Source organism: Bacillus sp. TE8-1, from assembly GCF_008368855.1.
GTDB lineage: Bacteria > Bacillota > Bacilli > Bacillales > Bacillaceae_G > Bacillus_A > Bacillus_A cereus.
Genome location: NZ_QPET01000014.1, coordinates 447198 through 473747 on the forward strand (window position 1 = coordinate 447198; position 26550 = coordinate 473747).

The window sequence follows — 26550 nt, forward strand, 5'->3', positions numbered from 1 at the left end:
AAATTATCGGGAAAACGTAATGTATATTACTTACATTTTGTAAGTTATCGAATTTAAGAATATAATATCTTTATTTTAATTGTCAAGTTTTAAGAAATAAGCTAGGGCATTCATACAAACGATATAATTCCTATAATCATACACTAAAAAAGGAATTTATAGAGTGAAAAGGGAAGATAACATTCTCAATTAGCTTGTTAATATGTATTTCTCACAAATTAAAGTTTATTGGAGAACAGTCTTTTAAAAATATTTGTGAGGAATTCAGTAGAACAAGATATATGAAGTGAGTGAAGACTAGTGATGAACATACTACATTTTTTATTAGAGAATACGGTTTTCCAAAATGTGTTACAAGATCTGCAGTTAAATGTCCTTTATATAGAAAATGGATGTAAACATCAACAAACGATAGAAAATATCCATCCAAAATGTATGTTTATAGCAAATAGTTTTGAAGAGGGCGAACTATTATTTCAAAGAACGAAACCGCACATTATAATTATGTATGTAACAGATTATTCTCAAATAAAATATATAAAGAATATGTATACCTCGCAAAGTACATTCATTGTCATTTGGGATCAACAAATAACAAAAGAATTTACAGATGTACTTGCATTAGGAATACGTAATATTGTAATAGCCCCTGTAACTCCGCAAGCAGTGTTAGAAGAAGTGAATAAGAGTTTGTATCAACTTTCTTTGGTAAGGCAAGTTAGTTTACAACAGGAACTGCTTCAAACGATGTTTGATTTTCAAAATGATTTATTATTTATAGTAGAAGATGATGAAATTGTTGATTGTAATACAAATTTTTTAACGTTTTTCGGATATGAAAATTTGTTTGCCTATCGCGAGCAACATTTAGTATTTGCTGAACATTTTATTAGAGAAAATGGATACTACTCGACGACGCATGATATAACATGGCTAGACGATACTTTATCAAGCGGTAGAAGAATTAAGATGTCAAATTATGAAGGGGCAGTATCTACTTTTCTATTACGTGCGACACCATTGCCAGAAGATTTATCAAGATTTATTGTAAAGTGCACGGAAATTACAGAATTAGATGAAATCTATCAAGAACAAGAAAGACTTGCTATGATAGATTCATTGACAGAGATTTATAATCGTTTAAAGTTTCAACAAATACTAGAGGTAGAATGGGAAAAGATAATACGTAATGATGAGAAAATAGCAATTATTTTATTTGATATAGATAATTTTAAAACAGTTAATGACACATATGGTCATGATTTTGGCGATTTGGCATTAATACAACTTGCAGAGCTTATGAAATCTAAAGTGGAGCAGCAACATGTATTTGCAAGATGGGGAGGGGAAGAATTCATTATATTAGTGACAAATACAGTAGAAAAGGAAGCATTTCAAGTTGCGGAATCATTACGATTCTTCATTGAAACAAAGCAATTCACTGGAATTTCGAAGTTAACAGCTAGCTTTGGAGTTGCGTTATATGAACAAGGAACTACAAGAGAAGAATTAATGCAACGAGCGGATATTGCATTATATGAAGCGAAAAAAAATGGAAAGAATCAAGTATGTGTGTATAGAAAAGAAAAAATGTGATTTTTCGCAACAAATTGTTGCGATTTTTTTTTATTGTTTGATAATAGAATAGGGGGACAATTTTTAGCGAAGGAATTATGGAGGATCAATATGATAAAAAAAGTAATGGTGGTGGCTTCACTGTCTGCTATAGTTGGCGGCGGAGTATACTATTTTCTTGTTAGCCCCAATATAAAGGAAAACACTGTATTAACAACTAAAGTGAATCCTACTATTGAATCGGAAGTACAAGGGAATATAGAAGAAAAAGAAGAGCAACAAATTGATTATGCTAGCATATCTCAAAAATTAGATCAATATTTAGTCGGAAAGCAATTCAATGGAACAGTTTTGGTAACAGATAAAGAGCATGTTATATTGAATAAAGGATATGGGTATGCTGATGTTCAAAATAAAATAGAAAATACACCTCAAACAAAATATCGTATCGGTTCTATTACGAAAACAGTCGTTGCCACATCTATTTTACAGCTGCAAGAACAAGGGAAATTGAATATTCAAGATAATGTAAATAAATATATTCCTTCATTTCCGGAGAATAAAAATATTACGCTATATCATTTATTAACGCATACCTCTGGTTTACCTGAACACGCAAAAGGCAATATTAATGCGGCTTCCCGCTTACAATTAATTAATTGGATTGGACGTCAAAATTTAGAATTTCCTGCAGGAACAGGTTGGAGATATACAGATTATAATTATATGGTGCTTGCTTATATAATAGAACATATATCGAAAAAACCTTTAGGAGATTACATAAAAGAAAACATATTTGTAAAAGCAGATATGCATGAATCCGGTATGGGGAATATGGTACCTGGAGATAAAAATTTTACAAAGGGTTATGTGAAAAAAGATCAAGAGCTTGTACCAGCGCAGAAGTTAGGCATGGATTGGCTATATGGTTGTGGTGAGATGTATACGACAGTTGGAGATATGAAGAAATTAGACGAAGCAATTATAAATGGAAAACTTCTTTCTGAACAAAGTATACAAGCAATGTTTTCACCTTCAGCAGAACGGAAATATGCATTTAGTTTTTATATATATCCAGATTATTTTCATAATCATGGTGTATTATCTGGTTGGAACACTTTCAATAATTTTAATAAAGAAAAAGGAACTTTTGTTATTTTATTTTCAAATGTGAAAAATAGTATGGATGATGACTTTAATAAAGAGTTCCGAAAGATGGTAAATGATTTATTAGAACAAAGGGGATGAGAAAATGGAACATAAAACTTTATCAATAGGTTTCATTGGGATTGGCGTAATGGGAAAAAGTATGGTTTATCACTTAATGCAAGATGGTCATAAAGTATATGTATATAATAGAACGAAAGCAAAAACAGATTCTTTAGTGCAAGATGGTGCAAATTGGTGTAATACGCCAAAAGAGTTAGTGAAGCAAGTTGATATTGTAATGACAATGGTTGGATATCCACATGATGTAGAAGAAGTGTATTTTGGTATAGAAGGAATTATAGAACATGCAAAAGAAGGTACGATAGCAATTGACTTTACGACATCTACACCTACTTTAGCAAAACGGATTAATGAAGTTGCAAAAAGCAAAAATATATATACGTTAGATGCACCTGTCTCAGGAGGAGATGTTGGTGCGAAAGAGGCAAAACTCGCAATTATGGTAGGTGGGGAGAAAGAAATATATGATAGATGCTTACCTTTACTTGAAAAGTTAGGAACAAACATTCAATTACAAGGACCAGCTGGGAGTGGACAACATACAAAAATGTGCAATCAAATTGCGATTGCTTCCAATATGATTGGAGTATGTGAAGCTGTTGCTTACGCGAAGAAGGCTGGACTGAATCCAGATAAAGTGTTAGAGAGTATTTCAACAGGGGCAGCAGGTAGCTGGTCATTAAGTAATTTAGCTCCTCGAATGTTAAAAGGAGACTTTGAGCCAGGATTTTATGTAAAGCATTTTATGAAAGATATGAAAATTGCTTTAGAGGAAGCAGAAAAATTACAATTACCAGTCCCAGGCTTAAGTTTGGCGAAAGAATTGTATGAAGAGTTAATTAAGGATGGCGAAGAAAATAGTGGAACACAAGTACTATATAAAAAATATATAAGGGGGTAAACGAGGTGGACCTTCAAAAGTTTGATGAGATGATTGATACTGTACAGCGAGCTACTTGTATGCAAATTAATGAAAAACAAAAAGAAGCTTTTAAACAAAAATATGATTTTGAACCAGAATTTGAATATGGAAGAGATGAGAAGGGGCATTATGTAATTCGAACCTCAAAAAAGATGTTAGAAGAAATGGAGTTTTATTTAGCATTGAAATATGATCGTGATGGAGTGGATCTTTATATGCAAGCTGAGATTGACGGCATATTTTATGTATCTATTAGCTATGGTGAAGATGCCCTACATCTACAAGAATTGTTTCAATTTCTAGAAGAAAATAAATAAAAGTCCTCAAATGAGGACTTTTATTTATTTAGTCATCTTTAATTTTTATAATTATAAGTTAGAAGCCCGGCGGCATCGTTCAACCGGGAACGGGATAATTTGTGCGATGTGATTAGGACCAAATTGTTTTGTACGAGCATGGCGTATTATATAAAAAGCACACAGAATTGAAACAGGAATAGCGCCGAATAAACCAAATAATAAAGCGCTTACACAAGATGCGACAAATCCTAAAACACCAATTTCTAACTCTTCCATAATAGCTCCTAAAATAACAGGAAATGCTCCACATGTAACTCCAAGTATAAGTGCGATAAGTAAGCTCATGATTATCTCCCTCTGTTTGCGATATTATTTTCCTTCTTAGTTAATTGTAGTATATCACACATAAAACAGAATTTTCAGAAAAAATTCAATAAATGTTCAAAAAATGTTCGAAAAATGCACTTGAAAAATCAAGGTGTTAAATTTGTGATGAAATGGTACTTTCAAGTAAATAAAAAATCAGGCTTATTTCAAAATGAAATAAGCCTGTTCCATAGGAGGATGTATATATATAGAGTGAATAAAAGTTTGGAAAAGGGGGTCCAAGTCCTTTTATTCAACTAACTACCTTAATAGATTGGAACCCAGCCTTCAGTTGTCACAAAAATACGAATAGCTACAACTTGGCGATCATCTTGCAAGGTAAAATAATGTCTTGCATTTTCAGGAACAGATATTAAATCGCCTGGCTCAAGTTCAACATCAAAGAATTTCCCATCTTTACCTTCAATAGCGAAAATGCCATGACCACTGACGATAAAGCGAACTTCGTCATCTGTATGATGGTGTTCCTTTTGGAAATTAATTAATAATTCGTCAAGGTTAGGGGTGCTATTTGAAAGTGAAATTACATCATGTGCTTTATAACCACGGCGTGCTGAAACATCAGCGATTTCTTTTGAAAAAATAGCTAATATTTCAGCTTTGTTTTCATCTGTTAACGAATAATTTTCATTTAAATGAGTAGGAAGTTTAGAAATATTCCATTTCTCATATAAAACGCCTTCCTCTTGTAGAAATTTAGATACTTCCACTTCATTTTCAATACGAGTATTTACTTCATGAATACGAATTTGCGCCATTAGAAACGCCTCCCTGAATTGATAATAGTTTTATATGAAATTGGAATAAAAACTCATAAGCTTCTAATCTCTTCTTTGCATCAAAGCTATCTCGGCCCCATACAGTAATACCGTGGTTACGGATTAATACTGCACCCGAATCTCCTTGTATATGCTTTCGGAAGTTTTCTCCAAGCGTTGGGATATGGGCATGGTTTTCGATAATAGGAATGTGAATTGTTGCACCTTCTTCCCAAATATCGAGTGCTTTAATAATTTCTTGATTTTGAAGGGTGACTGCATCACTATATAAATTTGTGATGACATTATTATCGGTTGTATGAACATGAAGTACGCAACCGGCATTCGTATTGTTATAAATGTGTGTATGCAATATTGTTTCTGCTGAAGGACGTAATTCAGTCTCTAAAACGGGAACTCCTACATGATCTACTAATAGAAAATCATCTGGAGTGGTTTTTGTTTTATCTTTACCGCTTGCCGTAATAAGAAAAGTAAGTGGTTCATGACTAACCTTTATAGAAATATTACCACTTGTTGCTGGGAACCAATTTCGTGTTGTTAACTCTTTTTTTATCTCGCTTAAGTCATACCATTGACGAAAAAGTTGTTTCATGCCTTCACCTCCAACAAAAGTTTTAATTCAGCTTGCACATCTTGAAATGTTTCAAACGGTGTATAAGCAATATGATTTTCTTCACACTTTGTAATAAGAAAATCGCGAGCGAATACTTTATCAGCTTGTTTCGCGGCTTGTAAATCAGTAATAGAATCTCCAATTACAATATGAAAGTCATCTGTATCACTTAATTTACGGATTAATGATGATTTACATAATCCGCAATGATTTTGACAATGATCATCACAAGAATGAGGCCATTTAACTGTAATAAACTCTGCTGAAAAGTCTGTTTCATTACAATAAATTTGCTCTTTTGGAATGATTCCTTGTAAGAGTGGATAGACGAAGAAATCCATTCCACCTGATATCACGTAAAAAGAAATGTTATTTTCCTTTACGAATTGTATAAACTCATGAAAACCACTACGGATTTCAGCAGTTTCTATTAAAAATTGAATAATATCATCGTGCAGATTAGTAGGTATTAATTGAAATAATTGAGAAACACCTTCTTGAATGGATAGTTCTTGTGATAAAATTTTATTCTTTACTTCTTCGGCTTCTGGTGGTGCGAATTTTTCCATAATGGACATAATGTTATCATTATTTGTAATCGTGCCATCGAAATCACAAAATACTTGAATACTCATAATTTCACCTCATAAGAGGGATTTCCCCATATTTGTAGTGCACTATGCAAATTTATGTCGTCTACTTCATGGAGTGGTTTATTTTGCAAAGTAGCATCAATTGCAGTACGAAAAGCTTTACCGCCGCCTTGCGCTCCATTTGGATGTCCGTGTATCCCGCCGCCAGCATTAATAACAACATCTTTACCGAAATCTCGTACAATAAAGGGAACGAAACCAGGATGAATACCAGCAGACGGAACAGAAAAGCTCTTCTTGAAAAATGCATCGTCTTCAGTTAAATATTTTGAGATAGCAAGAGCCTCCTCTTTTTCTAGCGCAACACTTCCGTATGGAGATGGGAATAATGAAAAGTCAGCCCCAGCATAACGTAGTAGCTTTCCAAGTAATAATGGAGATGAAACTCCATATAACTTGGATGCTGAATAAGCACCACTTACAGCAGGATGTGCCATAATAGGAACTGGGATTTCATCATCTTCTGCAAGTGATTGTAGTACATCTAGTCCGTAAGCAAATACGTTAAATAATAGAATATCAGCTCCAGCTTGCACTGCACGTTTCGCATTTTCTTTTAAATCAAAAGTTCGCCCTGTTAAATTTACGGCATATAACGTTTTATGACCGTATGTTTCGTAGACAGATTGTAAAACTTCTTTTCCAGATACAATGCGTTTCGTAAGGGGTGTTAATGCATTTTTAAATAATATTTCATCATCTTTTACTATATCTACACCACCAATTGCTTGATCGCGTAATTGCGTTTTTAAATACCCAATGTTTCGTCCAATCATTCCTTTAAAAATACTCATTAAAAGGGGACGATCATGCACTTGTAAAAGATTTCGAATACCATCTATCCCGAATTTTGGACCAGGAAAATGTTTTTTTAACTCGTCTGAAAAAGTTAAGTCAATTAGTTTTACTTCGCCATCAAGTGATAGCTTTCCAAATGTAGTCGTTAAAATCGCTGGTAAATCTGGACTGAAGTTTAATAGCGGATATTCGATTTTAATAATTCCGCGTTTTACTTTTTTACGTAAATACGAATTGGTATGTTCATGTTCAGCTAATTCCTCAACATGAATGACGTTGCCTTTATGCTGCTTTAATTGTTCTTGCAATAAGTGTGGCAAATGAGTCCAAGAGCCAATTGTTAAACCGAGTGCAATTTGCTCAGCTTTTTTTTCTAAGTTATGTGAATCATCATGGATTAAATACGTCGCTATAATTCCGCTCATTGTTATAACCTCCTAGTTAAATAAAAAAACCTCTCAGCTAAGGAGAGGTTTTTTTACAACCAGCTCCTTATCTGTCAGCGTAATGCTGCGAGAATTAGCACCGTGTCTACAATTGTAGATCGGTTGCCGGGTTTCGTCGGGCTCGTCCCTCCACCTGCTCTTGATAAGAAGTATTTAGAAATGTTTAAATTTTTAAGATAACTGAATTTTGTCAGATATTTTTCGTGTTGTCAATTACTTTTTGAAAAAATTTAATTTATCAATTCGATGAATGGCTTCTCGTAATCTATCTTCTGTATGCAAGAGACCAACACGGACATACCCTTCTCCATGCTCACCAAATCCAACACCAGGAGCAACTGCGACATGTGCTTTTTCTAGTAAAATATTAGAAAATTGCTCAGAGGTATATCCTTTTGGAACGGGAAGCCATGCAAAGAATGATCCTGTTGGAATGTCTACATTCCAACCAATTGAGTGACAGGCTGAAATAAGAGCGTTTCTTCGAGATTCGTAACTATTTACAAGGTCTATTACACAAGACTGTGAACTTAATAGCGCTTCTCGAGCAGCATCTTGAACTGCACCGAATATACTAACATACATATGATCTTGTAATAGGTTAATTGTTTCAATCACACTTTCATTCCCTACAGCAAAAGCGATGCGCCAGCCAGCCATATTGAAAGTTTTTGATAATGTGTAAATTTCAATTCCTATATCTTTCGCACCATCTGCTTGCAAGAAACTAACAGGTTTTTGACCATCAAATCCGATAGCGCCATAAGCAAAATCGTGAACAACTAATATATTATGTTTATTAGCAAAGTGAATGGTTGCATCAAAAAAATCTTTTGATGCAGTAGCACCGGTAGGATTATTTGGATAGTTTAAAAACATTAATTTTGCACGCTCTGCAATAGAGTCATCAATGTTCGTATAATCTGGTAAAAAGTTATTTTCTGCAATAAGCGGCATTGTTTCAAAGTGTGCTTTTGCTAAAGCAACCCCGGATAAATAATCAGGATAACCTGGATCCGGAACGAGAATCGTATCACCGAGATTTGTAAAACAAATCGGTAATTCTACTAGTCCAGCCTTCCCTCCAAACAAAATAGCAATTTCAGTTTTTGGGTTTAATTCCACGCCGTATTCACGTTTATAGAATGTAGCCACGGCTTCCTTTAAGCTTTCATGTCCGCGAAATGGCGGATATTTATGATGAATGGTCTTTTCGGCAGCATCTTGTAAAGCTTTTACGATATGCTGCGGTGTTGGTTGATCTGGATTACCTTGACCTAGATTAATAACATCGTGACCAGCTGCAACGACTTTGTTAACTTTTGCAACAAGTGAAGCGAAAAATTGTGTTGGCAATGATGTTACTATCTCAGAAGGTTGAAATAATTTCATACTTTCCACCTCTTTTGAAAGTTGTTACAATTCTAGTGACAAATGATATAATCTTTCCAGTATTTTGTAAAGAGAAAAATAAGAATGGGGCTGAAAAAATGAAAGTCGCATGTATTCAAATGGATATTGTTTTTGGAGATGTAGAAAAAAATATTGAGAATGCTAAAAATAAAATAAGTGAAGCTATGAAGGAAAGGCCAGATGTTATCGTCTTACCAGAACTATGGACAACAGGATATGATTTAACGAGACTTTCTGAAATTGCAGATAGGGATGGAGTGGAAACGAAAGAAAAGTTAATAGAATGGGCGAAGCAATATGATGTACATATTGTTGGTGGGTCCATAGCAAAGCAAACAGAGCAAGGCGTTACAAATACGATGTATGTTGTAAATAATGAAGGACAGTTAGTCAACGAATATAGTAAAGTACATTTATTTCAGCTTATGGATGAACATAAATATTTAATAGCTGGTAATGGTACAGGCGAATTTAAGCTAGATGATGTTGAATGCGCTGGAACAATTTGTTATGATATTCGTTTTCCAGAGTGGATGCGTGTTCATACTGCTAAAGGGGCAAAAGTATTATTTGTTGTAGCAGAATGGCCATTAGTTCGTTTAGCACATTGGCGTTTGCTATTGCAAGCAAGAGCAGTTGAAAATCAGTGTTATGTTGTTGCGTGTAATAGAGCAGGAAAGGATCCGAATAATGTGTTTGCAGGTCATTCTTTAATTGTGGATCCTTGGGGTGAAGTTGTAGTAGAGGCGAATGAAGAGGAATCAATTTTATTTGGAGAGCTTGTATTCGAGAAAATTAGAGAAGTACGAAAAGGAATTCCAGTTTTTGCGGATCGTCGTCCAGAATTATACAAATAAAATGTTGACAATTGATTTTTATTCTTGGTATAGTCATCAACATAAAGTTAAAAATTCAAAAAATTATACAACTCTTATCAAGAGCAGGTGGAGGGATTTGGCCCGATGAAGCCCAGCAACCGACCGTAATACCATTGTGAAATGGGGCGTTTATTACGCCAAAAGGCACGGTGCTAATTCCAGCAGAAAGTAAAACTTTCTGGCAGATAAGAGGGGAGAAGATAAACTTCAAACCTCTTTCTTAGTGGAAAGAGGTTTTTCTGTGTTAGAAAAACCTCTGAATTTAAAAAGGGGGAGAAGACGATGGGATATTATTTATTAACAGAAATAACAGCTGTACAATATGCGAAAGATCATGGTTATTTTGAAGAGAAGGCAAATGTCATTTGTCATGAAATTGGAGATGGAAACTTAAATTACGTGTTCAAATTAGATGATGGAGAGAAATCCATTATAATAAAACAAGCACTGCCTTATGCTAAAGTAGTTGGTGAAAGCTGGCCATTGTCTATAAAAAGAGCAACGATTGAAAGCAAGGCATTACAAATTTTTGCGCAGTATGTACCGGATTATGTTCCAGTAGTGTACAGTCATGATGAAGAGTTAGCGATAACGGTAATAGAAGACTTATCAAGACTAACAATTACAAGAAAAGGATTAATAGACGGAGAAGAATATCCGCTTTTATCCCAGCATATTGGTCGTTTTCTAGCACATGTTTTATTTTACACTTCAGATTTTGGTTTACAGTCAGAAGAGAAGAGGATACTAGAAGGTACCTTTGTAAATCCGGACCTATGTAAAATTACAGAGGATTTAGTGTTTACAGATCCTTTTGGGCATTATGATACAAATGATTATGAGCCAGATTTACAGCTCGTGGTTGATGAACTTTGGAGTGATAAAACTTTAAAACTAAAAGTAGCACAATATAAATATAAGTTCTTAACAAGAAAAGAAACTCTTATTCATGGTGATTTACATACTGGTAGTATTTTTTCGTCACCTTCTGAAACGAAAGTGATTGATCCAGAATTTGCGACATATGGCCCATTTGGATTTGATATAGGTCAATTTATTGCAAATCTATTATTAAATGCTTTATCTAGAGAAGAAGAAAAGAGAAGTGTACTATTTTTTCATATAGAAAAGACGTGGAGTTATTTTGTAGAGACTTTTACAAAGTTATGGATTGGGGAAGGTGTAGAAGCATATACGAAAGAAAAACAATGGTTACCAATTATTTTGCAAAATATCTTTACTGATGCAGTTGGATTTGCCGGATGTGAACTGATTCGTAGAACAATTGGTTTAGCTCATGTAGCAGATTTAGATGAAATAGAAAATAAAGAAACAAGAATTCAAGCTAAGAAACAAGCGCTATCCTTAGGTAAAGAACTAATAAAATATGAATCTAAAAGTGCTGATATTCAACTGTTTCGAACATTATTTCAACAGACAGTTTCAAGGGGTGTAAAAGCATGAGTACAATTGTTACTGTTCCGAGATCTGTAAGTTGGAAAGGTGATGCAATTGCAGTATTAAATCAAACGAAATTGCCACATAGCACAGAATACAAAACATTAACGACTATTGAAGGGGTTTGGAAAAGTATCATAATGTTAGAAGTACGTGGAGCGCCTGCAATTGGAATTGTAGCTGCATTTGGCTTGGCGCTTGCAGCGAAAAAATATAATACTTTACATATCGAAGAATTTCAAAAGAAGTTTAATAGAGACTGTAACTATTTAGGGACATCACGCCCAACGGCAGTAAATTTATTTTGGGCAATTGATCGTATGAGAGAATCTATTCGAGAGATTACTACAATAAAAGAAGCACAAAAAATATTAGAAGAAGAAGCGCTTCGCATTCAACAGGAAGATGAAGAGGTGTGTCGAAATATTGGGGAATATGCGTTAACATGTTTTAAAGATGGCGATAATATTTTAACAATCTGTAACGCTGGAAGTATCGCAACTGCCAGATATGGAACTGCATTAGCTCCCTTTTATATTGGAAAAGAGAAAGGTGTGCGTTTACATGCATATGCGTGTGAAACGAGACCAGTTTTACAAGGTGGTCGCTTAACGACGTGGGAATTGAAGCAAGCAAATATTGATGTGACCCTTATAACAGATAATACTGCAGCTCATGCTATTCAAACGAAAGAAATAAACGCAATTATTGTGGGGGCGGATCGAATTGTCGCAAATGGAGATACAGCCAATAAAATAGGGACAATGAATTTAGCTATTTTAGCAAAGTACTTTAATATCCCATTTTACGTTGCTGCGCCACTGTCAACATTTGATGTTACGAAAGAAACTGGAGCCGAAATTATTATTGAAGAAAGAGATGAAACAGAAGTTACGAAAATCTTTGGAAAACAAGTAGCACCAATTGGAACGGATGTTTATAATCCAGCATTTGACATAACGCCGAATGAATTAATTACAGGAATTATTACTGAGAAAGGTATTATACGCGGGGACTATAAACGAGAAATTGCATCATTATTTGAAAAACAAGCTAATACATAATAGCTTGTTTTTTTATGCCTAAATGCAGTGTTTTCTCTTACTTATATAATGAAAGGAGGGGAAGAGGGTGGAAGAGTGGATCAAGATGATAGGTAATGTAGGGTTTCCAATTGTTGTAACATTATATTTACTCCACCGTATTGAAAGTAAATTAGAGGGGGTAATTGTTGCAATTGAGAAGCTCCCGCGGCAATTACTAAAGTACGAAGATCCTCGGGATAAAAAATAAAGTTTGCTCTTCTTGAGCAAACTTTATTTTTATTGAGCGGTATAACCACCATCGATAACGACAGCTTGACCAGTTATACCTTTAGCTTTTTCACTCGCTAAAAACATCGCATAATCTGCAATTTCTTGTACTTGTAATAAGCGCTTTTGTGGAACGAGTGGATAAATAACATCTTCTAAAACATTTTCAAGTGGTACATTTCGTGTAGTAGCTAAGTCTTGTAGTTGATTACGTACAAGGGGGGTATCAACATAACCAGGGCAAAGGGCATTAACAGTAATACCATGCGTAGCACCTTCTAAAGCGGCAACTTTTGTTAATCCAATTACGCCATGTTTTGCACTATTGTAGGCAGCTTTTCCAGCAAACCCGACAAGGCCGTTAATAGAAGCGATATTAATAATACGACCATATTTTTGTTGTTTCATAATCGGAAAGGCATGCTTAATTGCAATAAACGGAGCAATTTGCATAATTTGAATTAGTAGCTCGAACTTTTCAGTTGGAAAGTCTTCAATGGGTGAAACGTGTTGCATTCCTGCGTTGTTAATTAATATATGTAATGAACCGAAATGATCAACTGTTTGAGAAATTGCTGCTGTAATTTCCTCTTCAGATGTAACGTCACATTTTAAACCGATAGCTTGAAAACCTTCATTTTGTAATTGTTCAGCAGCTTCTTTTGCGCGTTCTTCAAGCCGATCGGTAATCACAACTTTTGCATCTTCTTTTGCAAAAGCCTTTCCCATTTCATAACCAATGCCACTTGCAGCACCTGTTAAAAAGACAACTCGATTTGTAACCATGATGAAAAACATCCCTTCATAATAAAGTTTTCATAGTGCTCTATTTAGAGAAGCTATAATGAAATTCCTGCAAACATTTGGAAAAAATATCGTTAGCTATCTTGTTTTGCAAAATAGTCTTTGCTATACTATTTTGTAAAGCAAGATACTTACGCTTATCTATCTTGTAAAGCAAGATAGTAGGAGGATTTGAATTATGTCGACAAGTCAAATGCTGAAAGGGATTTTAGAAGGATGCTTACTTGCTATTATTTCTGAAGGCGAAATATACGGTTATGAAATGAGTGAAAAGCTAGCGAAGTATGGTTTTACAATGGCGAGTGAGGGAAGTATTTATCCGTTATTAATACGAATGCAAAAAGAAGGACTAATAACAAGCGTAATGAAGGAATCTCCATCTGGTCCAAAGAGAAAATATTATACATTAACAGAAAAAGGCGAGGAAGCACTTGATGAATTTATGGATCGCTGGGAAACGATGCAAAGTAGTGTAGAACGTCTACTTGAAGGGAAGGGAAGGAGAAAATAATGCTATCAAGTGAAGCGCGAAAGTTTTTGTTAGATATGAGATTATTTTTGACGGCAAAGAGTGTGAAAGAAAGCGATATTGAAAATTTTATAGAAGATGCGGAACTCCATTTAATTGAGGGGGAGAGTGATGGGAAAAGTGTAGAAGATATTTTCGGAAGCTCACCGAAAGAATATGCAAATGAACTTGTCAAAGTAATGGAAAGAGATAGACAGGAAACGTGGAAGCAAATTGGTTTTACAGTAATGAATATCGTATCGTTTTGGATTATTGCTTCTATCTTAATAGTGAATCATGGAATGTTACAGATTTCACTTATTCAGTGTATCGGTTACAGTTTTTCATTGATTTTAGTTGTTATAGGTCCTAATTTTCTACTTCGCAAAATGACCTTCGTCACAAGCTTTACAAAAACATGGTTTTCCATGTGGTCTTTAGTTATGATTGCTCCATTGTTTTTATTAGGAGCTGTTACGATATTAGATGTGATATATCCTACAAAAATGCTCACATTCACCGAAGTCCAAAGTTATATAGTAGCTGGTGGGATTTTTATGATCACAGTAGCGATAAATATATATTTTGAAGGATGGTTTAAAAACTTATATTTAATCATTCCACTTTCTATTATGTTACTGTTTAAAACATTTACATCGGAAGATCTTATGCCAATGCTATTTCAAATTATATGTTTATACGGAAGTTTGTTTATTTTAATTTTCCTTGAAATTATGATGAAGACGAATAGAAGAGAAATGGTTAAATAAGGGAGGGGTTATAATGAATGTTTCTAAAGAAGGAGAAAAGTTTTTAATCGATACGAAAGTATATTTAATAACAAAAGGGATTAAAGAAGAAGAGGTGAACGCCTTTCTAGAAGATGCAGAACTTCATTTAATAGAAGGTGAAAAAAAGGGAAAGACGGTAAGGGACATATTTGGTGACTCACCAAAAGAGTATGCGGAAGAATTAGCGAAAGAGATGGAGAAGGATAAAAGCGGAAGTATAAAGAGTGTTTTAGGAATGATTATTGGTATTGGTGGGTATTGGTTACTAACCAATATTTTATTTGGAAATTCGAATCAACAATTTACGTTAACAAATGTACAGTTAATTGGTTATCCTATCGTTTTAATTATTACAATTATTGGAACGGTTTTTGCGTTTAGAATGTCTTCTTTTAAAAGTAAATTAGTAGAGTTTGGAATTATTTATGTAATAGTAATGATACCTATTTTATTATTAGTGTTATTAATGTTTATGAATAAATGGTACGGGACACCTGTATTGCAATTAACTACAATGCAAAGTTATATACTAGCTGGAATAATCTTATTAGTACTGCTAATTGGTGAAGCGTACATACTTGGATGGATTGGAATATTAGCTGTTATCATACCGTTATTAATTATGTTTGTATTTAAAGAATTAGGGAAGCAAAACCCATATTGGGGAATGTTAGAGCCTTTACTTCTGTACGGAAGTTTATATGTATTAATGAGATGGTCTTTTAAAAATGAAGAGGAAAAAACTGTAAGCTAGTTTTATACTAATAGTGAAGTGAACGAACTGAATTTTTTATCAAGGGGGGAACGAATATGCAAAGTATATTTCTAGGTATATTGTCTATTGTGTTTTTAGGTTTAACGATTTTTGGGCTCTATACTACCTTTTTGAAAAAGGTACATGATGACTATTTCGATACTTTATTAGATGACACATCGGGTTATATTCTGTTCTTCGGTTTTATTGGAAAAGGGCTGCTCTGGATACACCAAAAATTATTTCCAAAGAAATATTATATAGGGATTTTTAGAGGGATTACATTTACATTTAGTTGTCTATTTTTATTTCTAGCAGCCGGGATTTGGTTTGTTGATTGGAATAAGTCGTTTTAAACAGTAACATGAGGGTTACTGTTTTTTTCTTTGTAATAAAGAGCTTTGTAAAGAGAGCGCTTTTTGTTCTGCTGTTAATAAGGAATGAATATGAACGTTTTCTGGACGAGGGACTATCGGATACATAAGATTGGTTGGAGAAGGATGGTGCTCCGAGCCAGTTGGGGAATGAGGATCTGCATGAGTAAGTTTTCCGTGAATACGTCTTGTAAATAAGATATGACCGATTTCGTGAGCGAGCGTATATATATTTTTCATAGGAGCAGCTGAGTTTGTTAAAACGATATATCCTGTAAGTTGTTGCTGTTTTGCTAAAGAGTAAGCGCAGGCAATTACTGCTGTTTCTTTGAAATAATCACTGCCAATATAACAAATATAAAGGTCGCATTCAGGAGCTTCATTTACACATGTTTGGAAAAAGGATGCCAGCTTTTCTTGACTTTGAATGGAATTTTTATAACTGATTTCACGGTCAAAAAAACGGAAAAGTTCATTTAATACAATTACTTCTTGAATTTGAAATGTAATGGGGTGCCAAATTGATTCTGCAACAGCTAAATCTTTTGCGATGCGGTCATCAGAAATATCGGCGCCGGGAGTAATACAAATACATATATTGACGTATGGATCCATAAGGAACACCTCAAATGAAAAAAGTTCTTCCTATAATATATGTGGGAAAAAGATGTCATGTATGGATAAACGCCTTCTTTATTGAATATATAGATGACAAGTCGAAAAAATTTCATAGTTCTATAACGTAGTGTGATCATCTTTTTGATATAGTAAAGGAAAGGGGGAGAATATATGTATACATTAAAAATCGTTTCAGACAGAGAAGCACTTTATCAATTTGCGAGTTATGTAAGAGTTGTACAAGGGGTGGAAGATGTATATGTAGAGGTGGGAGAACCTTTATATGAACATCCGTTAATGAAGTTTTATGTACATATTAAGCTGAAAGAAACATATGAGCAGCATAAAGCGTTACAGGAAATAGCAAGATTAGTAGAATTGGGGCGTTTTACATATGTCCATTATCGTAATGATGAAATTGAGGAAGCTTTTGAAGCTGTAAAATATGAAAGTTTTAAGAAATAAAGGTGAAAAAAAGGAGGCGAAAGCTTCTTTTTTTCTTTAAAATTACATGAACAAAAAGAGCAAAATTTTGTTATGATAAGGGAGGTTAGGGAAAGGGGAATTTACATATGGGGTATATTGAAGAGTTACGAAAAGTCGTTGGTACAAGGCCGCTTATTCTCGTAGGATCAGCAATTATTATATTAAACGATAATCAAGAAGTATTGCTTCAATATCGTTCAGATACATATGATTGGGGTGTACCTGGTGGGGCGATGGAACTGGGCGAAACGACAGAAGAAACTGCACGTAGAGAGTTATTTGAGGAAACGGGGTTAACTGCAAAAATAATGCAATTTCTTGGTGTTCTATCTGGAAAAGAAGTATATTTCCGTTATCCGAATGGCGATGAAATTTTCAATGTTATTCATCTGTATCAGGCACATCATGTGAGCGGGGAATTAAAGCTCGATCATGAAGGGTTAAAACTTCAATATTTTCCAGTAGATAAGTTGCCAAAATTGAATGAAACGACAGAGAAAATTTTACAAAAGTTTTTATATGCGCTGACAGAATAGAAGGTTAATTCCTTCTATTTTTATTATATTAAATATTTTGATTTTTTAGTATGTTTATAGTATGATAGTTATAGATATACATCTTATGGAATTTCACCTAAAAACTGACTAGGGTACATAAGAGAGGGGCAAGTGCAAAATGCATAATGTTGTTATTACAGCTGCAGTTCGTTCGCCAATTGGAACTTTTGGAGGAGCGCTAAAAAATGTAACGCCAGTAGAATTAGCTGTTCCTGTACTTCAGGAAGCTGTAAAACGAGGCGGGGTAGAACCACATGAAGTTGATGAAGTAATTTTAGGTCATTGTATTCAAAGAACTGATGAAGCAAATACGGCGAGAACAGCTGCATTAGCGGCAGGATTTCCTGACACAGTTACGGGATATACAATCCAACGTCAATGTTCTTCAGGTATGCAAGCAATTATGTCAGCTGCAATGCAAATCCAATTAGGTGTAAGTGATGTTGTTGTTGCAGGTGGGGTAGAAGCGATGAGTTCGAGCCCTTATGCATTGAAACAGCACCGCTGGGGACAACGTCTACAGCACGGAGAAATTCGTGATACGGTGTGGGAAGTGTTAGAAGATCCGATTCACCATATTATGATGGGTGAAACAGCGGAAAATTTAGTTGAACAATATGAAATTACAAGAGAGGAACAAGATGAAGTTGCTCTTCGCAGTCATACATTGGCACTGAAGGCAATCGAGTCTGGATACTTTGACGATCAAATTGTTCCTATTACAATAAAAGAGCGTAGAAAAGAAGTTGTATTTTCGAAGGATGAACATCCACGTGCAGATATTACAGCTGAAAAATTAGCTGGATTGAAGCCGGCATTCCGTAAAGATGGATCAGTGACTGCTGGAAATGCATCTGGCCTTAATGACGGGAGTGCAGTTCTAGTATTAATGAGCGAAGAAAAAGCGAAAGAAAAAGGTTTACAACCGTTAGCTAGAATTGTTGGATATTCAGTAGCTGGAGTAGATCCAAAAATTATGGGTATTGGACCAGCACCAGCAATTCGTAAAGGTTTAGAAAAAGTAGATTGGTCATTGGAAGATGCAGATTTACTTGAAATTAATGAAGCTTTCGCGGCTCAATATTTAGCTGTAGAGAAAGAGTTAGGCTTAGACCGTGAAAAAGTGAACGTAAACGGTAGTGGCGTAGGACTTGGGCATCCAATTGGTTGTACAGGGGCTCGTATTACAGTAAGTTTAATTCACGAATTAAAAAGACGTGGGTTAGAAAAAGGAATTGCCTCTTTATGCGTCGGTGGCGGTATCGGGGTTGCCTTATTTATAGAAGCACTATAAAAAAGAAGCAGCTATTGCTGCTTCTTTTTTTACGACTCAAATAGATGATGGAATAATCGATCGCGATTTTCAAAGAAAAGTTTCGTCGTTTGGTAATGCTCAGTTTCTTCTAATGTGGATTCGTGAATTCCCTCTTGTGTTAAAGAATATATAGTGGATTCAGGATAAGCCATTAAAATAGGAGAATGCGTCGCGATAACAAATTGTGAACCTTGTTCAGCTAGTTCGTGCATTCGAATGAGCATGGAAAGTTGTCTCATTGGTGATAAAGCTGCCTCAGGCTCATCTAAAATGTATAAACCTTGTCCTGAAAAACGGTTCATAAATAATGAGAAGAATGATTCACCGTGTGATTGTTTGTGTAGTGAGATACCACCATAAGAGTTGATAACCGGATTCCCACGTGCTTCTCTATCAGCATCTATTTCATCAATATAAGAAGCAACGTTATAAAATGATTCAGCGCGAAGAAAGAAACCGTCGTTTGGTGTATTGAAACTTTTTGAAATGCGAAGGTATTCATGTAAAGATGAATGGGAATCGTTTGTGCTAAAGCGGAAGTTCTTCGTTCCACCTTCTGCGTTAAAACCTAACGCAATTGCAATTCCTTCAAGTAATGTTGATTTACCTGTTCCGTTTTCTCCAATAATGAATGTTACATTTGGATGGAAAGCTAGTGATTGTAATGTTCGAATAGCGGGTAAGCAGTAAGGATATGCGGAAAAACTAGGGATATTTTCTTTTTTTAATGTGACATTTTGTAAAAAGGGTACGTCAATCAATATATAAACCTCAATTCATAACGGATTTTGAATTTAAAAAGGCAGCAAATACAAGTGTTAATGACAACTGAATCCCTTCTTGTTTTCTGAATATTTTATGTGGATTATATCATTTAAACTATCATATTCCAATGTGAAAATAAATATTGCATGGAGATCCATTCTCTCGTTATGATATATGGTATTCTATTGAAAATGTGAGAAGGAGTTAAAGTATGCCGTTTACATTTGCACATCCAGCAGCAGTTCTTCCTTTTGCGAAAAAGCATTCTAAACATATTTCAGTAACGGCTCTTATATTAGGTAGTATGGCGCCTGACTTTGAATATTTTTTGCACTTTAGACCCTATGGTGTTATTGGCCATACATGGCTTGGGTTCTTATATTTAAATTTACCGCTTGTATTTCTAATCGCATACATATATCATTACATTTTAAAAAAGCCGTTTATAACGCATTTGCCTAAACCGTTTGCTGGTTATTATTCATATGCAATAGATGAGAGGTGGGGGCTACATACCTGGAAAGAATTCTTTGTATTTTGCTATTCTGCATTATTCGGTATGCTCACGCATGTTGTTTGGGATGCATTTACTCATAATACAGGCTATTTCGTTATGAAAATAGCATTGTTACAAATTGAATTACGCAGTATTCCATTGTATAAATATATGCAACATGGGAGTACATGTGTTGGCTTATTATTGCTATTATACGTACTATGGAAGTATAAAGATGAAACAGGGAAAGATATGATTGTAGCTTTAGAAAAAAGAAAGTATTGGGTTTCGATAATCATTGTGACAGCTTTTATATTTATCGTGCATGCGTTCCTAGATCCCTATTTTCATATTTTCCAAATTGGAGGTATAATAGTATCTGGATTGACAAGTTCATTTTGTGGAATTGTCATTGTTTCTATAGTTTACAAAGCAAGGGACTAATTTTATATTCATGAATGATAGCGTTAGGAGAAATGAAATGATGAAAGCATGGAAAAGTATTTTTGTTTTATGTAGTTTTCTTCTTATGTTAAGTGGTTGCTTCCATCAAGAAGAAAAGAAAGCTGAACCGAAGAAGAAAGAATCTATTCCTGAAACGAAAGAATATGGTGGGCGTGAGCTGAAAAAAGTAGGACAAAAAGTGAAAGAAACAGGATGGGGTACTTTCAAGTTAGAGCAGATGCATTCTGTGAATCAAACATTTGAAGTAGCGCCAATGAAAATTCACGTACAAGATGTGAAAGTAATCTCTTTATCACAAATGAGTGAAAAGGCAAAAAATACATTGAAAGTATATACGGCACTAACTCCTGAAGAAGTAAAACGTAGATTAGGGGATAAAGTAAGCCAAGAAGATGCAGAATTATATGCATCGCTAAGTGGAACAGAGATTAGTAATACAATTCGTTACGTTGAGATTACATATAAAGTGGAGAATAGCGGAAATAAAAATATGCAATTTTTCTCTATGAATGATGTTATGATTAATGGTAAGCAACATTTTAAAGTAGCCACTCAAAACTTTTTATATGACGAAGATACGTTAGTTGGTACAAAAAATGTATCAAGAGAAGACTATAAGCCTGGTGAAATAAGAGATGGTATTATTGGTTTAATACTTGACGATGGAAAAGACAAGGTAAAGGATATTCAGTTTACAACTGATGATTTACTTGCAGGAGATTCAGAAACACAAGATGTTGTAAAAGAGCCACAAACGTTTAACATCTCACTAAAATAATGTAAGACAAAACAGTCAGCATACAAATATTATGCTGACTGTTTTTTTATTTCTTTTATGTATGAATCTACATTTTGAAAAGGCACCTTAATTTTAAACGCATCTTTTTGTTCATTAAATTGCTTTTCATTGTAGGGACCGAAACGTTTATTATGCTTTACATCAATAATCCAATAATGTTCACTTTTTTTATTTGCAATTGCTGCGTCAGGGTTATTTGGATCTGATTTTTCCTCAGTTTGTTTTGCAATAATGTATTTATCATCCCAAGCAATGTCTGTAATTTTTGCAGGGATGTATTGTGTGGCATATACAGCATCTTGCGAGGGGAAAAGTTCAAATGCATTTCCAGAAGTACGTATGAGTTCGTATTCATCGTTAACCGTATAAGTTAAGTGACTTGTGTTTCCTGCACAACCAGTTAATAGGAAGGCGACGAATAGGATTATCCATTTTTTCAATATGGGAACCTCCTTTATAATGCTATTGTAACAAATTGTACAAGAAAAGTAAGAGAAACGCTAGTTTACAATGTTTTTTAGAAGTGGTACGATGAGACGGGTAAAGAAGGATATGAAGGAGTCGACATAAAATGAAGTTAAAGATGCATCGTCCAGCGCTTGTAATGAATCGCATAGGTGCTTCCCTAATTGACATGTTTTTAATCTCGGTTATGTATGGTGCAGTAGTAGCTATTATGACCGGAAACTATAGTGCTATGTTTAAGCGCTTTAATATAAGCTTAGGTGATTTTAGATATGATTTTGCAGTAGTTTTCATATTAATGGCGATATATTTTATTGTATTACCCTTTCTTTGGAACGGTGTTACACTTGGAAAAAAGATAACGAGAATAAAACTAATTTCATTGAAGAGTGAAAAGCTAACATTGCAAACATTAATTATAAGATTTTTTGTAGTGTTATTACCGAACGTATTGCTATTAGGAATTCCATTAATATGTAATGTATATATGATGTTGTTCCGCAAAGATAATTGTGGTTTTCAGGATTTAATTACAAAAACGAAAGTAATAAGTCTTGTATAATGAAAAAAAGACCTTTTTATATATAAAAGGGTCTTTTTGATTTTATAAGTATATGGGGAATGTTTACAGTAAGGAAAAGCCAAAATGTATTATTTCTATTTATAATAGATTGAAAATTAAGAAAATGATATAATGATTAAAAATAATATCTTTATTCCGCCATATTGGGGCTGAGTAAAATTTCACTTTATATAATAAGGGGGAAGTTAAAATGACAGGAGGTAGCATAATTTTTTGGGGTATTCTCATTTTTATCGGTCTAGTTTTCGATCAGCGTAATAATAAGAAAAAAGAAGGATAAAAAGTAAACGTTTACAAATTAAATAGCAATTTTTCTTGCTTGCAGATTAATCTTATAAAGGAGTATACTGAATGACGGTAAGATTTATAGAAGGGGTAATGAAAATGAAGCTTGCAGGAAAAGTTGCTATCGTAACTGGCGGTGGCATCGGTATTGGACGTAATACAGCTCTTTTGTTGGCTAAACAAGGCGCAAAAGTTATTGTGACGGACATTGATCAAGAGAGTGGACAAGCAACAGTGGAGGAAATTATGAATCTAGGCGGAGAAGCACTTTTTGTATCCTATGATATGGGAAAGCAAGGAGATTGGCAACGCGTTATTAGCATTACTTTGAATGCATTCAGTCGCATTGATATGCTTTTTCAAAATGCTGGTTTATATAAAATAGATTCTATTTTTTCTCGCCAACAAGAGAACGATTCCAATGTACTTTGTATTAATGACGTTTGGATAGAGATAAAACAATTAACGTCATCTTTTATGAAACAGCAAGAAGAAGTGGTGCTTAGTGATTTACCGATTTTCGGTATTATTAGCACGAAAGGACAATCATTTCATACAGTAGAAGCCCTAGTATAATAATGAAAACCGCCCTCAATATATGTGGACGGTTTTTTGTATGTGTATAGTAAAGATAAATTTTTTAGCGAATACGTTGTTCAGTTTGGTTATCAAAGAAATGCGCTTTATTCATATCAAATGCTAATTTAATTTGGTCACCAGGTGAAAACGTATGTCTTGCATCTACACGTGCCGCAAAATCTTGATTCCCAAGTTTCATATATAAAATGGATTCAGCACCTAATAACTCAGCAACTTCAATTTTTGTTGTGAAGGCAGTAGATTGTGAAGCTTCTAAAAATAGTAGTTCATCATGAATGTCCTCTGGACGAATACCTAAAACAATTTCCTTATTTACATAGCCTTGTTCACGTAGCATCTTCATTTTTCCTTCAGATACTTTAATTTTTATAGTATTGTCTATAACGAAATCGGTTTCAGTCAATTTACCACGGAAGAAGTTCATAGCTGGTGAGCCGATAAATCCACCCACGAAAATGTTTTCTGGTGTTTCATATACTTCTTTTGGAGTTCCAATTTGTTGGATTTTTCCATCCTTCATAACGACAAGACGCGAAGCCATAGTCATTGCTTCTGTTTGATCATGTGTTACATAAATTGTTGTTGTTCCAAGACGATGATGTAGCTTAGAAATTTCTGAGCGCATTGCAACACGGAGTTTAGCATCTAAGTTTGATAATGGTTCATCCATTAAGAAAACTTTTGCATCTCGAACGATTGCTCTACCTAAAGCAACACGTTGGCGCTGTCCACCTGATAATGCTTTCGGTTTTCTATCTAAATATTGTTCAAGTCCTAAAATTTTTGCTGCATCTTTCACACGACGATCGATTTCATCTTTTGGTATTTTTCGAAGTTTTAATCCAAATGCCATATTATCATATACACTCATATGTGGATAAAGAGCGTAGTTTTGGAATACCATAGCGATATCTCGATCTTTTGGAGGAACATCATTCATTAGTTTACCATCAATTGAAAACTCGCCTTTTGAAATATCTTCAAGTCCAGCTACCATTCGTAATGTTGTAGATTTTCCGCATCCAGAAGGACCGACAAATACAATAAATTCTTTATCTTGAATGTGTAAATTAAAATCAGTTACAGCTGTTACGTTATTATCATATATTTTATAAATGTTTTCTAATTTAAGTTCTGCCATGGTATTTCCCCCTAGAAATAATTATGCAAACGTTTTCTTTGAGTTCATTATAAACGAATAGATTCAAAAAATAAATAAAAAAATAAAACGTTTTCATTTATTGGAGATTTATTAGTGGTTTTCATATGTTTTCTTAGAAAAAGAACAATAAAAATTGTAAGCGCTATTTTAAATTGAGATAGAATCTGTTATCATTCATTAATGAAAACGTTTGCGCCTTAAAAAAGAGAAAAATGAATGATGAATGAAATGGGGTAGCATAATGGAAAAACAATGGTGGAAAGAAAGTGTAGTATATCAAATTTATCCTCGTAGCTTTATGGATAGTAATGGTGATGGTATAGGAGATCTTCAAGGGATTATTTCAAAGCTAGATTACTTAAAAGAGTTAGGGATTGATGTGATTTGGTTATCACCAGTCTATGAATCTCCAAATGATGATAATGGTTATGATATAAGCGATTATTGTAAAATTATGAACGAGTTCGGAACAATGGAAGATTGGGATGAGCTATTACATGAAATGCATGAACGTAATATGAAACTTATGATGGACTTAGTTGTTAATCATACTTCGGATGAACATAATTGGTTTATTGAATCACGTAAATCAAAAGATAATAAATATAGAGATTACTATATATGGCGCCCTGGAAAAGAAGGAAAAGAGCCGAATAACTGGGGAGCAGCGTTTAGTGGATCAGCATGGCAGTATGATGAAATGACAGATGAATATTATTTACATCTGTTTTCTAAAAAACAGCCAGATTTAAATTGGGATAATGAAAAGGTAAGACAAGATGTTTATGAAATGATGAAGTTTTGGTTAGAAAAAGGAATTGATGGCTTCCGTATGGATGTTATTAATTTTATTTCTAAAGAAGAGGGATTACCAGCTGTTGAAACAGAAGAAGAGGGGTATGTTTCAGGTCATAAGCATTTTATGAACGGTCCAAACATTCATAAATATTTACATGAAATGAATGAGGAAGTATTATCGCATTATGATATTATGACGGTTGGTGAAATGCCTGGTGTAACGACAGAAGAAGCGAAATTGTATACTGGAGAAGAACGAAAAGAATTGCAAATGGTATTCCAATTTGAACATATGGATTTAGATTCAGGAGAAGGTGGAAAGTGGGATGTAAAACCATGCTCACTTCTTACTTTAAAAGAGAATTTAACAAAGTGGCAAAAAGCATTAGAGCATACCGGATGGAATAGCCTTTATTGGAATAATCATGATCAGCCTCGCGTTGTATCTCGTTTTGGTAATGATGGAATGTATCGCATTGAATCAGCAAAAATGTTAGCGACAGTTCTTCATATGATGAAAGGAACGCCATATATTTATCAAGGAGAGGAAATCGGAATGACGAACGTTCGGTTCCAATCAATTGATGAATATCGAGATATTGAAACGTTAAATATGTATAAAGAAAAAGTGATAGACCATGGTGAAGATATAGAAAAAGTAATGGAATCTATTTATATAAAGGGTCGTGATAATGCTAGAACTCCGATGCAGTGGAATGATCAGAATCACGCTGGATTTACAAAAGGTGAACCTTGGATTACTGTAAATCCTAACTATAAAGAGATTAATGTGAAACAAGCAATCCAAGATGAAGGTTCAATTTTTTATTACTATAAGAAATTAATTGAACTACGCAAAAATAATGAAATAGTTGTGTATGGATCATATGATTTAATATTAGATAATGACCCTTCTATTTTTGCTTATGTAAGAACATATGGAGATGAAAAACTACTTGTCATTGCAAACTTTACTGCGGATGAAAGTGTATTTGAAATGCCTAAGGATATTAGTTATAGTGAATCAGAGTTATTTATACACAATTACGATGTAGAAATCGGATCAATAGATAACATTCCATTACGTCCGTATGAAGCGATAGTGTTCAAATTGAAATAAGAAAAAGCCTTATGCCACTTCAAACTTGGCATAAGGCT

Annotated in this window: 32 protein-coding genes and 2 riboswitches; of the genes, 21 read left to right on the forward strand and 11 right to left on the reverse strand. The window is 34.2% G+C overall.

What is annotated here, in order from left to right; all coding sequences use genetic code 11:
* Positions 1-303: 303 nt before the first annotated feature.
* The 4 genes from DN404_RS14225 to DN404_RS14240 all read left to right on the forward strand — a co-directional run bounded on the left by DN404_RS14225 (position 304) and on the right by DN404_RS14240 (position 4044).
* Positions 304-1596 carry a GGDEF domain-containing protein gene (locus tag DN404_RS14225; protein ID WP_149215198.1) on the forward strand — a complete coding sequence of 431 codons (1293 nt, stop codon included), beginning with the start codon at positions 304-306 and terminating at the stop codon, positions 1594-1596.
* 90 nt (positions 1597-1686) lie between these two features.
* Complete coding sequence (locus DN404_RS14230; protein ID WP_000592910.1) at positions 1687-2823, forward strand: serine hydrolase; 1137 nt, start codon at positions 1687-1689, stop codon at positions 2821-2823.
* A 4-nt stretch (positions 2824-2827) separates the two neighbouring features.
* Positions 2828-3706 (forward strand): NAD(P)-dependent oxidoreductase, encoded by an 879-nt coding sequence (locus DN404_RS14235; protein WP_000400431.1) that lies wholly within the window; start codon positions 2828-2830, stop codon positions 3704-3706.
* 5 nt (positions 3707-3711) lie between these two features.
* Complete coding sequence (locus tag DN404_RS14240) at positions 3712-4044, forward strand: DUF3909 family protein (protein WP_000365620.1); 333 nt, start codon at positions 3712-3714, stop codon at positions 4042-4044.
* Between the two features lie 51 nt (positions 4045-4095).
* Here DN404_RS14240 and DN404_RS14245 read toward each other — a convergent pair whose 3' ends face one another.
* The 6 genes from DN404_RS14245 to DN404_RS14270 all read right to left on the reverse strand — a co-directional run bounded on the left by DN404_RS14245 (position 4096) and on the right by DN404_RS14270 (position 9097).
* A complete protein-coding gene (locus DN404_RS14245) occupies positions 4096-4371 on the reverse strand; it encodes a hypothetical protein (protein WP_000054659.1) in 276 nt (91 codons plus the stop codon).
* 287 nt (positions 4372-4658) lie between these two features.
* Positions 4659-5171, reverse strand: a complete 513-nt coding sequence (locus DN404_RS14250; protein ID WP_000057313.1) for a 1,2-dihydroxy-3-keto-5-methylthiopentene dioxygenase — start codon at positions 5169-5171, stop codon at positions 4659-4661.
* Entirely contained in the window at positions 5149-5787 is a 639-nt protein-coding gene (locus DN404_RS14255) for a methylthioribulose 1-phosphate dehydratase (RefSeq protein ID WP_000811341.1), read from the reverse strand. The genes DN404_RS14250 and DN404_RS14255 overlap by 23 nt, the downstream gene beginning before the upstream one ends.
* Positions 5784-6443, reverse strand: coding sequence for a 2-hydroxy-3-keto-5-methylthiopentenyl-1-phosphate phosphatase (locus DN404_RS14260; protein WP_000027461.1), 660 nt, complete (start codon positions 6441-6443; stop codon positions 5784-5786). The genes DN404_RS14255 and DN404_RS14260 overlap by 4 nt, the downstream gene beginning before the upstream one ends.
* The gene (mtnW, locus tag DN404_RS14265; RefSeq protein WP_149215142.1) at positions 6440-7684 is read right to left on the reverse strand and encodes a 2,3-diketo-5-methylthiopentyl-1-phosphate enolase; all 1245 of its coding nucleotides are present in this window, start codon (positions 7682-7684) and stop codon (positions 6440-6442) included. The genes DN404_RS14260 and mtnW overlap by 4 nt, the downstream gene beginning before the upstream one ends.
* 64 nt (positions 7685-7748) lie before the next feature.
* Positions 7749-7854, reverse strand: a riboswitch (SAM riboswitch).
* A 64-nt stretch (positions 7855-7918) separates the two neighbouring features.
* Positions 7919-9097, reverse strand: coding sequence for a pyridoxal phosphate-dependent aminotransferase (locus DN404_RS14270; protein WP_149215143.1), 1179 nt, complete (start codon positions 9095-9097; stop codon positions 7919-7921).
* Between the two features lie 14 nt (positions 9098-9111).
* Between DN404_RS14270 and DN404_RS14275 the strand changes: the two genes are divergently transcribed.
* From DN404_RS14275 to DN404_RS14290, 4 genes are all read left to right on the forward strand, one after another.
* Positions 9112-9975 carry a carbon-nitrogen family hydrolase gene (locus tag DN404_RS14275; RefSeq protein ID WP_016123295.1) on the forward strand — a complete coding sequence of 288 codons (864 nt, stop codon included), beginning with the start codon at positions 9112-9114 and terminating at the stop codon, positions 9973-9975.
* 71 nt (positions 9976-10046) lie between these two features.
* Positions 10047-10188: riboswitch (SAM riboswitch) on the forward strand.
* A 90-nt stretch (positions 10189-10278) separates the two neighbouring features.
* Positions 10279-11460, forward strand: a complete 1182-nt coding sequence (mtnK, locus tag DN404_RS14280; protein WP_088361872.1) for an S-methyl-5-thioribose kinase — start codon at positions 10279-10281, stop codon at positions 11458-11460.
* Entirely contained in the window at positions 11457-12518 is a 1062-nt protein-coding gene (gene mtnA, locus DN404_RS14285; RefSeq protein WP_000104624.1) for an S-methyl-5-thioribose-1-phosphate isomerase, read from the forward strand. The genes mtnK and mtnA overlap by 4 nt, the downstream gene beginning before the upstream one ends.
* 67 nt (positions 12519-12585) lie before the next feature.
* Positions 12586-12747, forward strand: coding sequence for a YvrJ family protein (locus tag DN404_RS14290; protein ID WP_000393336.1), 162 nt, complete (start codon positions 12586-12588; stop codon positions 12745-12747).
* Between the two features lie 29 nt (positions 12748-12776).
* On the opposite strand, the gene DN404_RS14295 is transcribed toward DN404_RS14290, so the two are convergent.
* Positions 12777-13553 (reverse strand): 3-hydroxybutyrate dehydrogenase, encoded by a 777-nt coding sequence (locus tag DN404_RS14295; protein ID WP_149215144.1) that lies wholly within the window; start codon positions 13551-13553, stop codon positions 12777-12779.
* A 196-nt stretch (positions 13554-13749) separates the two neighbouring features.
* On the opposite strand from DN404_RS14295, the gene DN404_RS14300 reads away from it, so the two are divergent.
* From DN404_RS14300 to DN404_RS14315, 4 genes are read left to right on the forward strand one after another with little or no spacing between them, the layout of a single operon-like run.
* Complete coding sequence (locus DN404_RS14300) at positions 13750-14082, forward strand: PadR family transcriptional regulator (protein ID WP_000107982.1); 333 nt, start codon at positions 13750-13752, stop codon at positions 14080-14082.
* The gene (locus DN404_RS14305) at positions 14082-14849 is read left to right on the forward strand and encodes a DUF1129 domain-containing protein (RefSeq protein WP_000952889.1); all 768 of its coding nucleotides are present in this window, start codon (positions 14082-14084) and stop codon (positions 14847-14849) included. Before DN404_RS14300 ends, DN404_RS14305 begins: the two co-directional genes overlap by 1 nt.
* 13 nt (positions 14850-14862) lie before the next feature.
* Complete coding sequence (locus DN404_RS14310; protein ID WP_001103078.1) at positions 14863-15624, forward strand: DUF1129 domain-containing protein; 762 nt, start codon at positions 14863-14865, stop codon at positions 15622-15624.
* Between the two features lie 56 nt (positions 15625-15680).
* On the forward strand, positions 15681-15980 hold the full coding sequence (locus DN404_RS14315; protein WP_001190641.1) for a hypothetical protein: 300 nt from the start codon (positions 15681-15683) through the stop codon (positions 15978-15980).
* Positions 15981-15995: 15 nt separating this feature from the next.
* Here the strand turns inward: DN404_RS14315 and DN404_RS14320 are convergent, their stop codons facing one another.
* Entirely contained in the window at positions 15996-16613 is a 618-nt protein-coding gene (locus DN404_RS14320; RefSeq protein WP_000371605.1) for an ImmA/IrrE family metallo-endopeptidase, read from the reverse strand.
* A gap of 174 nt (positions 16614-16787) precedes the next feature.
* Between DN404_RS14320 and DN404_RS14325 the strand changes: the two genes are divergently transcribed.
* From DN404_RS14325 to DN404_RS14335, 3 genes are all read left to right on the forward strand, one after another.
* Complete coding sequence (locus DN404_RS14325) at positions 16788-17081, forward strand: DUF3928 family protein (RefSeq protein ID WP_000288330.1); 294 nt, start codon at positions 16788-16790, stop codon at positions 17079-17081.
* A 107-nt stretch (positions 17082-17188) separates the two neighbouring features.
* Positions 17189-17638, forward strand: a complete 450-nt coding sequence (locus DN404_RS14330) for an NUDIX hydrolase (protein ID WP_000540529.1) — start codon at positions 17189-17191, stop codon at positions 17636-17638.
* A gap of 139 nt (positions 17639-17777) precedes the next feature.
* Complete coding sequence (locus tag DN404_RS14335) at positions 17778-18953, forward strand: acetyl-CoA C-acetyltransferase (RefSeq protein WP_000552078.1); 1176 nt, start codon at positions 17778-17780, stop codon at positions 18951-18953.
* A 29-nt stretch (positions 18954-18982) separates the two neighbouring features.
* On the opposite strand, the gene DN404_RS14340 is transcribed toward DN404_RS14335, so the two are convergent.
* Positions 18983-19735, reverse strand: coding sequence for an AAA family ATPase (locus DN404_RS14340; protein WP_000567998.1), 753 nt, complete (start codon positions 19733-19735; stop codon positions 18983-18985).
* Between the two features lie 215 nt (positions 19736-19950).
* Here DN404_RS14340 and DN404_RS14345 point away from each other — a divergent pair, with 215 nt between their 5' ends.
* Both DN404_RS14345 and DN404_RS14350 read left to right on the forward strand, forming a co-directional pair.
* Entirely contained in the window at positions 19951-20679 is a 729-nt protein-coding gene (locus DN404_RS14345) for a DUF4184 family protein (RefSeq protein ID WP_001116855.1), read from the forward strand.
* 37 nt (positions 20680-20716) lie between these two features.
* Positions 20717-21478, forward strand: coding sequence for a hypothetical protein (locus DN404_RS14350; protein ID WP_000973899.1), 762 nt, complete (start codon positions 20717-20719; stop codon positions 21476-21478).
* 29 nt (positions 21479-21507) lie between these two features.
* On the opposite strand, the gene DN404_RS14355 is transcribed toward DN404_RS14350, so the two are convergent.
* A complete protein-coding gene (locus tag DN404_RS14355; protein ID WP_000758789.1) occupies positions 21508-21939 on the reverse strand; it encodes a DUF3997 domain-containing protein in 432 nt (143 codons plus the stop codon).
* Positions 21940-22070: 131 nt separating this feature from the next.
* On the opposite strand from DN404_RS14355, the gene DN404_RS14360 reads away from it, so the two are divergent.
* The 3 genes from DN404_RS14360 to DN404_RS14370 all read left to right on the forward strand — a co-directional run bounded on the left by DN404_RS14360 (position 22071) and on the right by DN404_RS14370 (position 23408).
* Positions 22071-22526, forward strand: a complete 456-nt coding sequence (locus DN404_RS14360) for an RDD family protein (RefSeq protein ID WP_000769082.1) — start codon at positions 22071-22073, stop codon at positions 22524-22526.
* Between the two features lie 211 nt (positions 22527-22737).
* Complete coding sequence (locus tag DN404_RS14365) at positions 22738-22827, forward strand: hypothetical protein (protein WP_000145636.1); 90 nt, start codon at positions 22738-22740, stop codon at positions 22825-22827.
* A 71-nt stretch (positions 22828-22898) separates the two neighbouring features.
* Complete coding sequence (locus tag DN404_RS14370) at positions 22899-23408, forward strand: SDR family NAD(P)-dependent oxidoreductase (protein ID WP_149215145.1); 510 nt, start codon at positions 22899-22901, stop codon at positions 23406-23408.
* Between the two features lie 64 nt (positions 23409-23472).
* On the opposite strand, the gene DN404_RS14375 is transcribed toward DN404_RS14370, so the two are convergent.
* A complete protein-coding gene (locus DN404_RS14375; protein ID WP_000818931.1) occupies positions 23473-24573 on the reverse strand; it encodes an ABC transporter ATP-binding protein in 1101 nt (366 codons plus the stop codon).
* Between the two features lie 262 nt (positions 24574-24835).
* Between DN404_RS14375 and malL the strand changes: the two genes are divergently transcribed.
* Positions 24836-26512 (forward strand): oligo-1,6-glucosidase, encoded by a 1677-nt coding sequence (gene malL / locus DN404_RS14380; protein WP_000415178.1) that lies wholly within the window; start codon positions 24836-24838, stop codon positions 26510-26512.
* Positions 26513-26550: the final 38 nt, after the last annotated feature.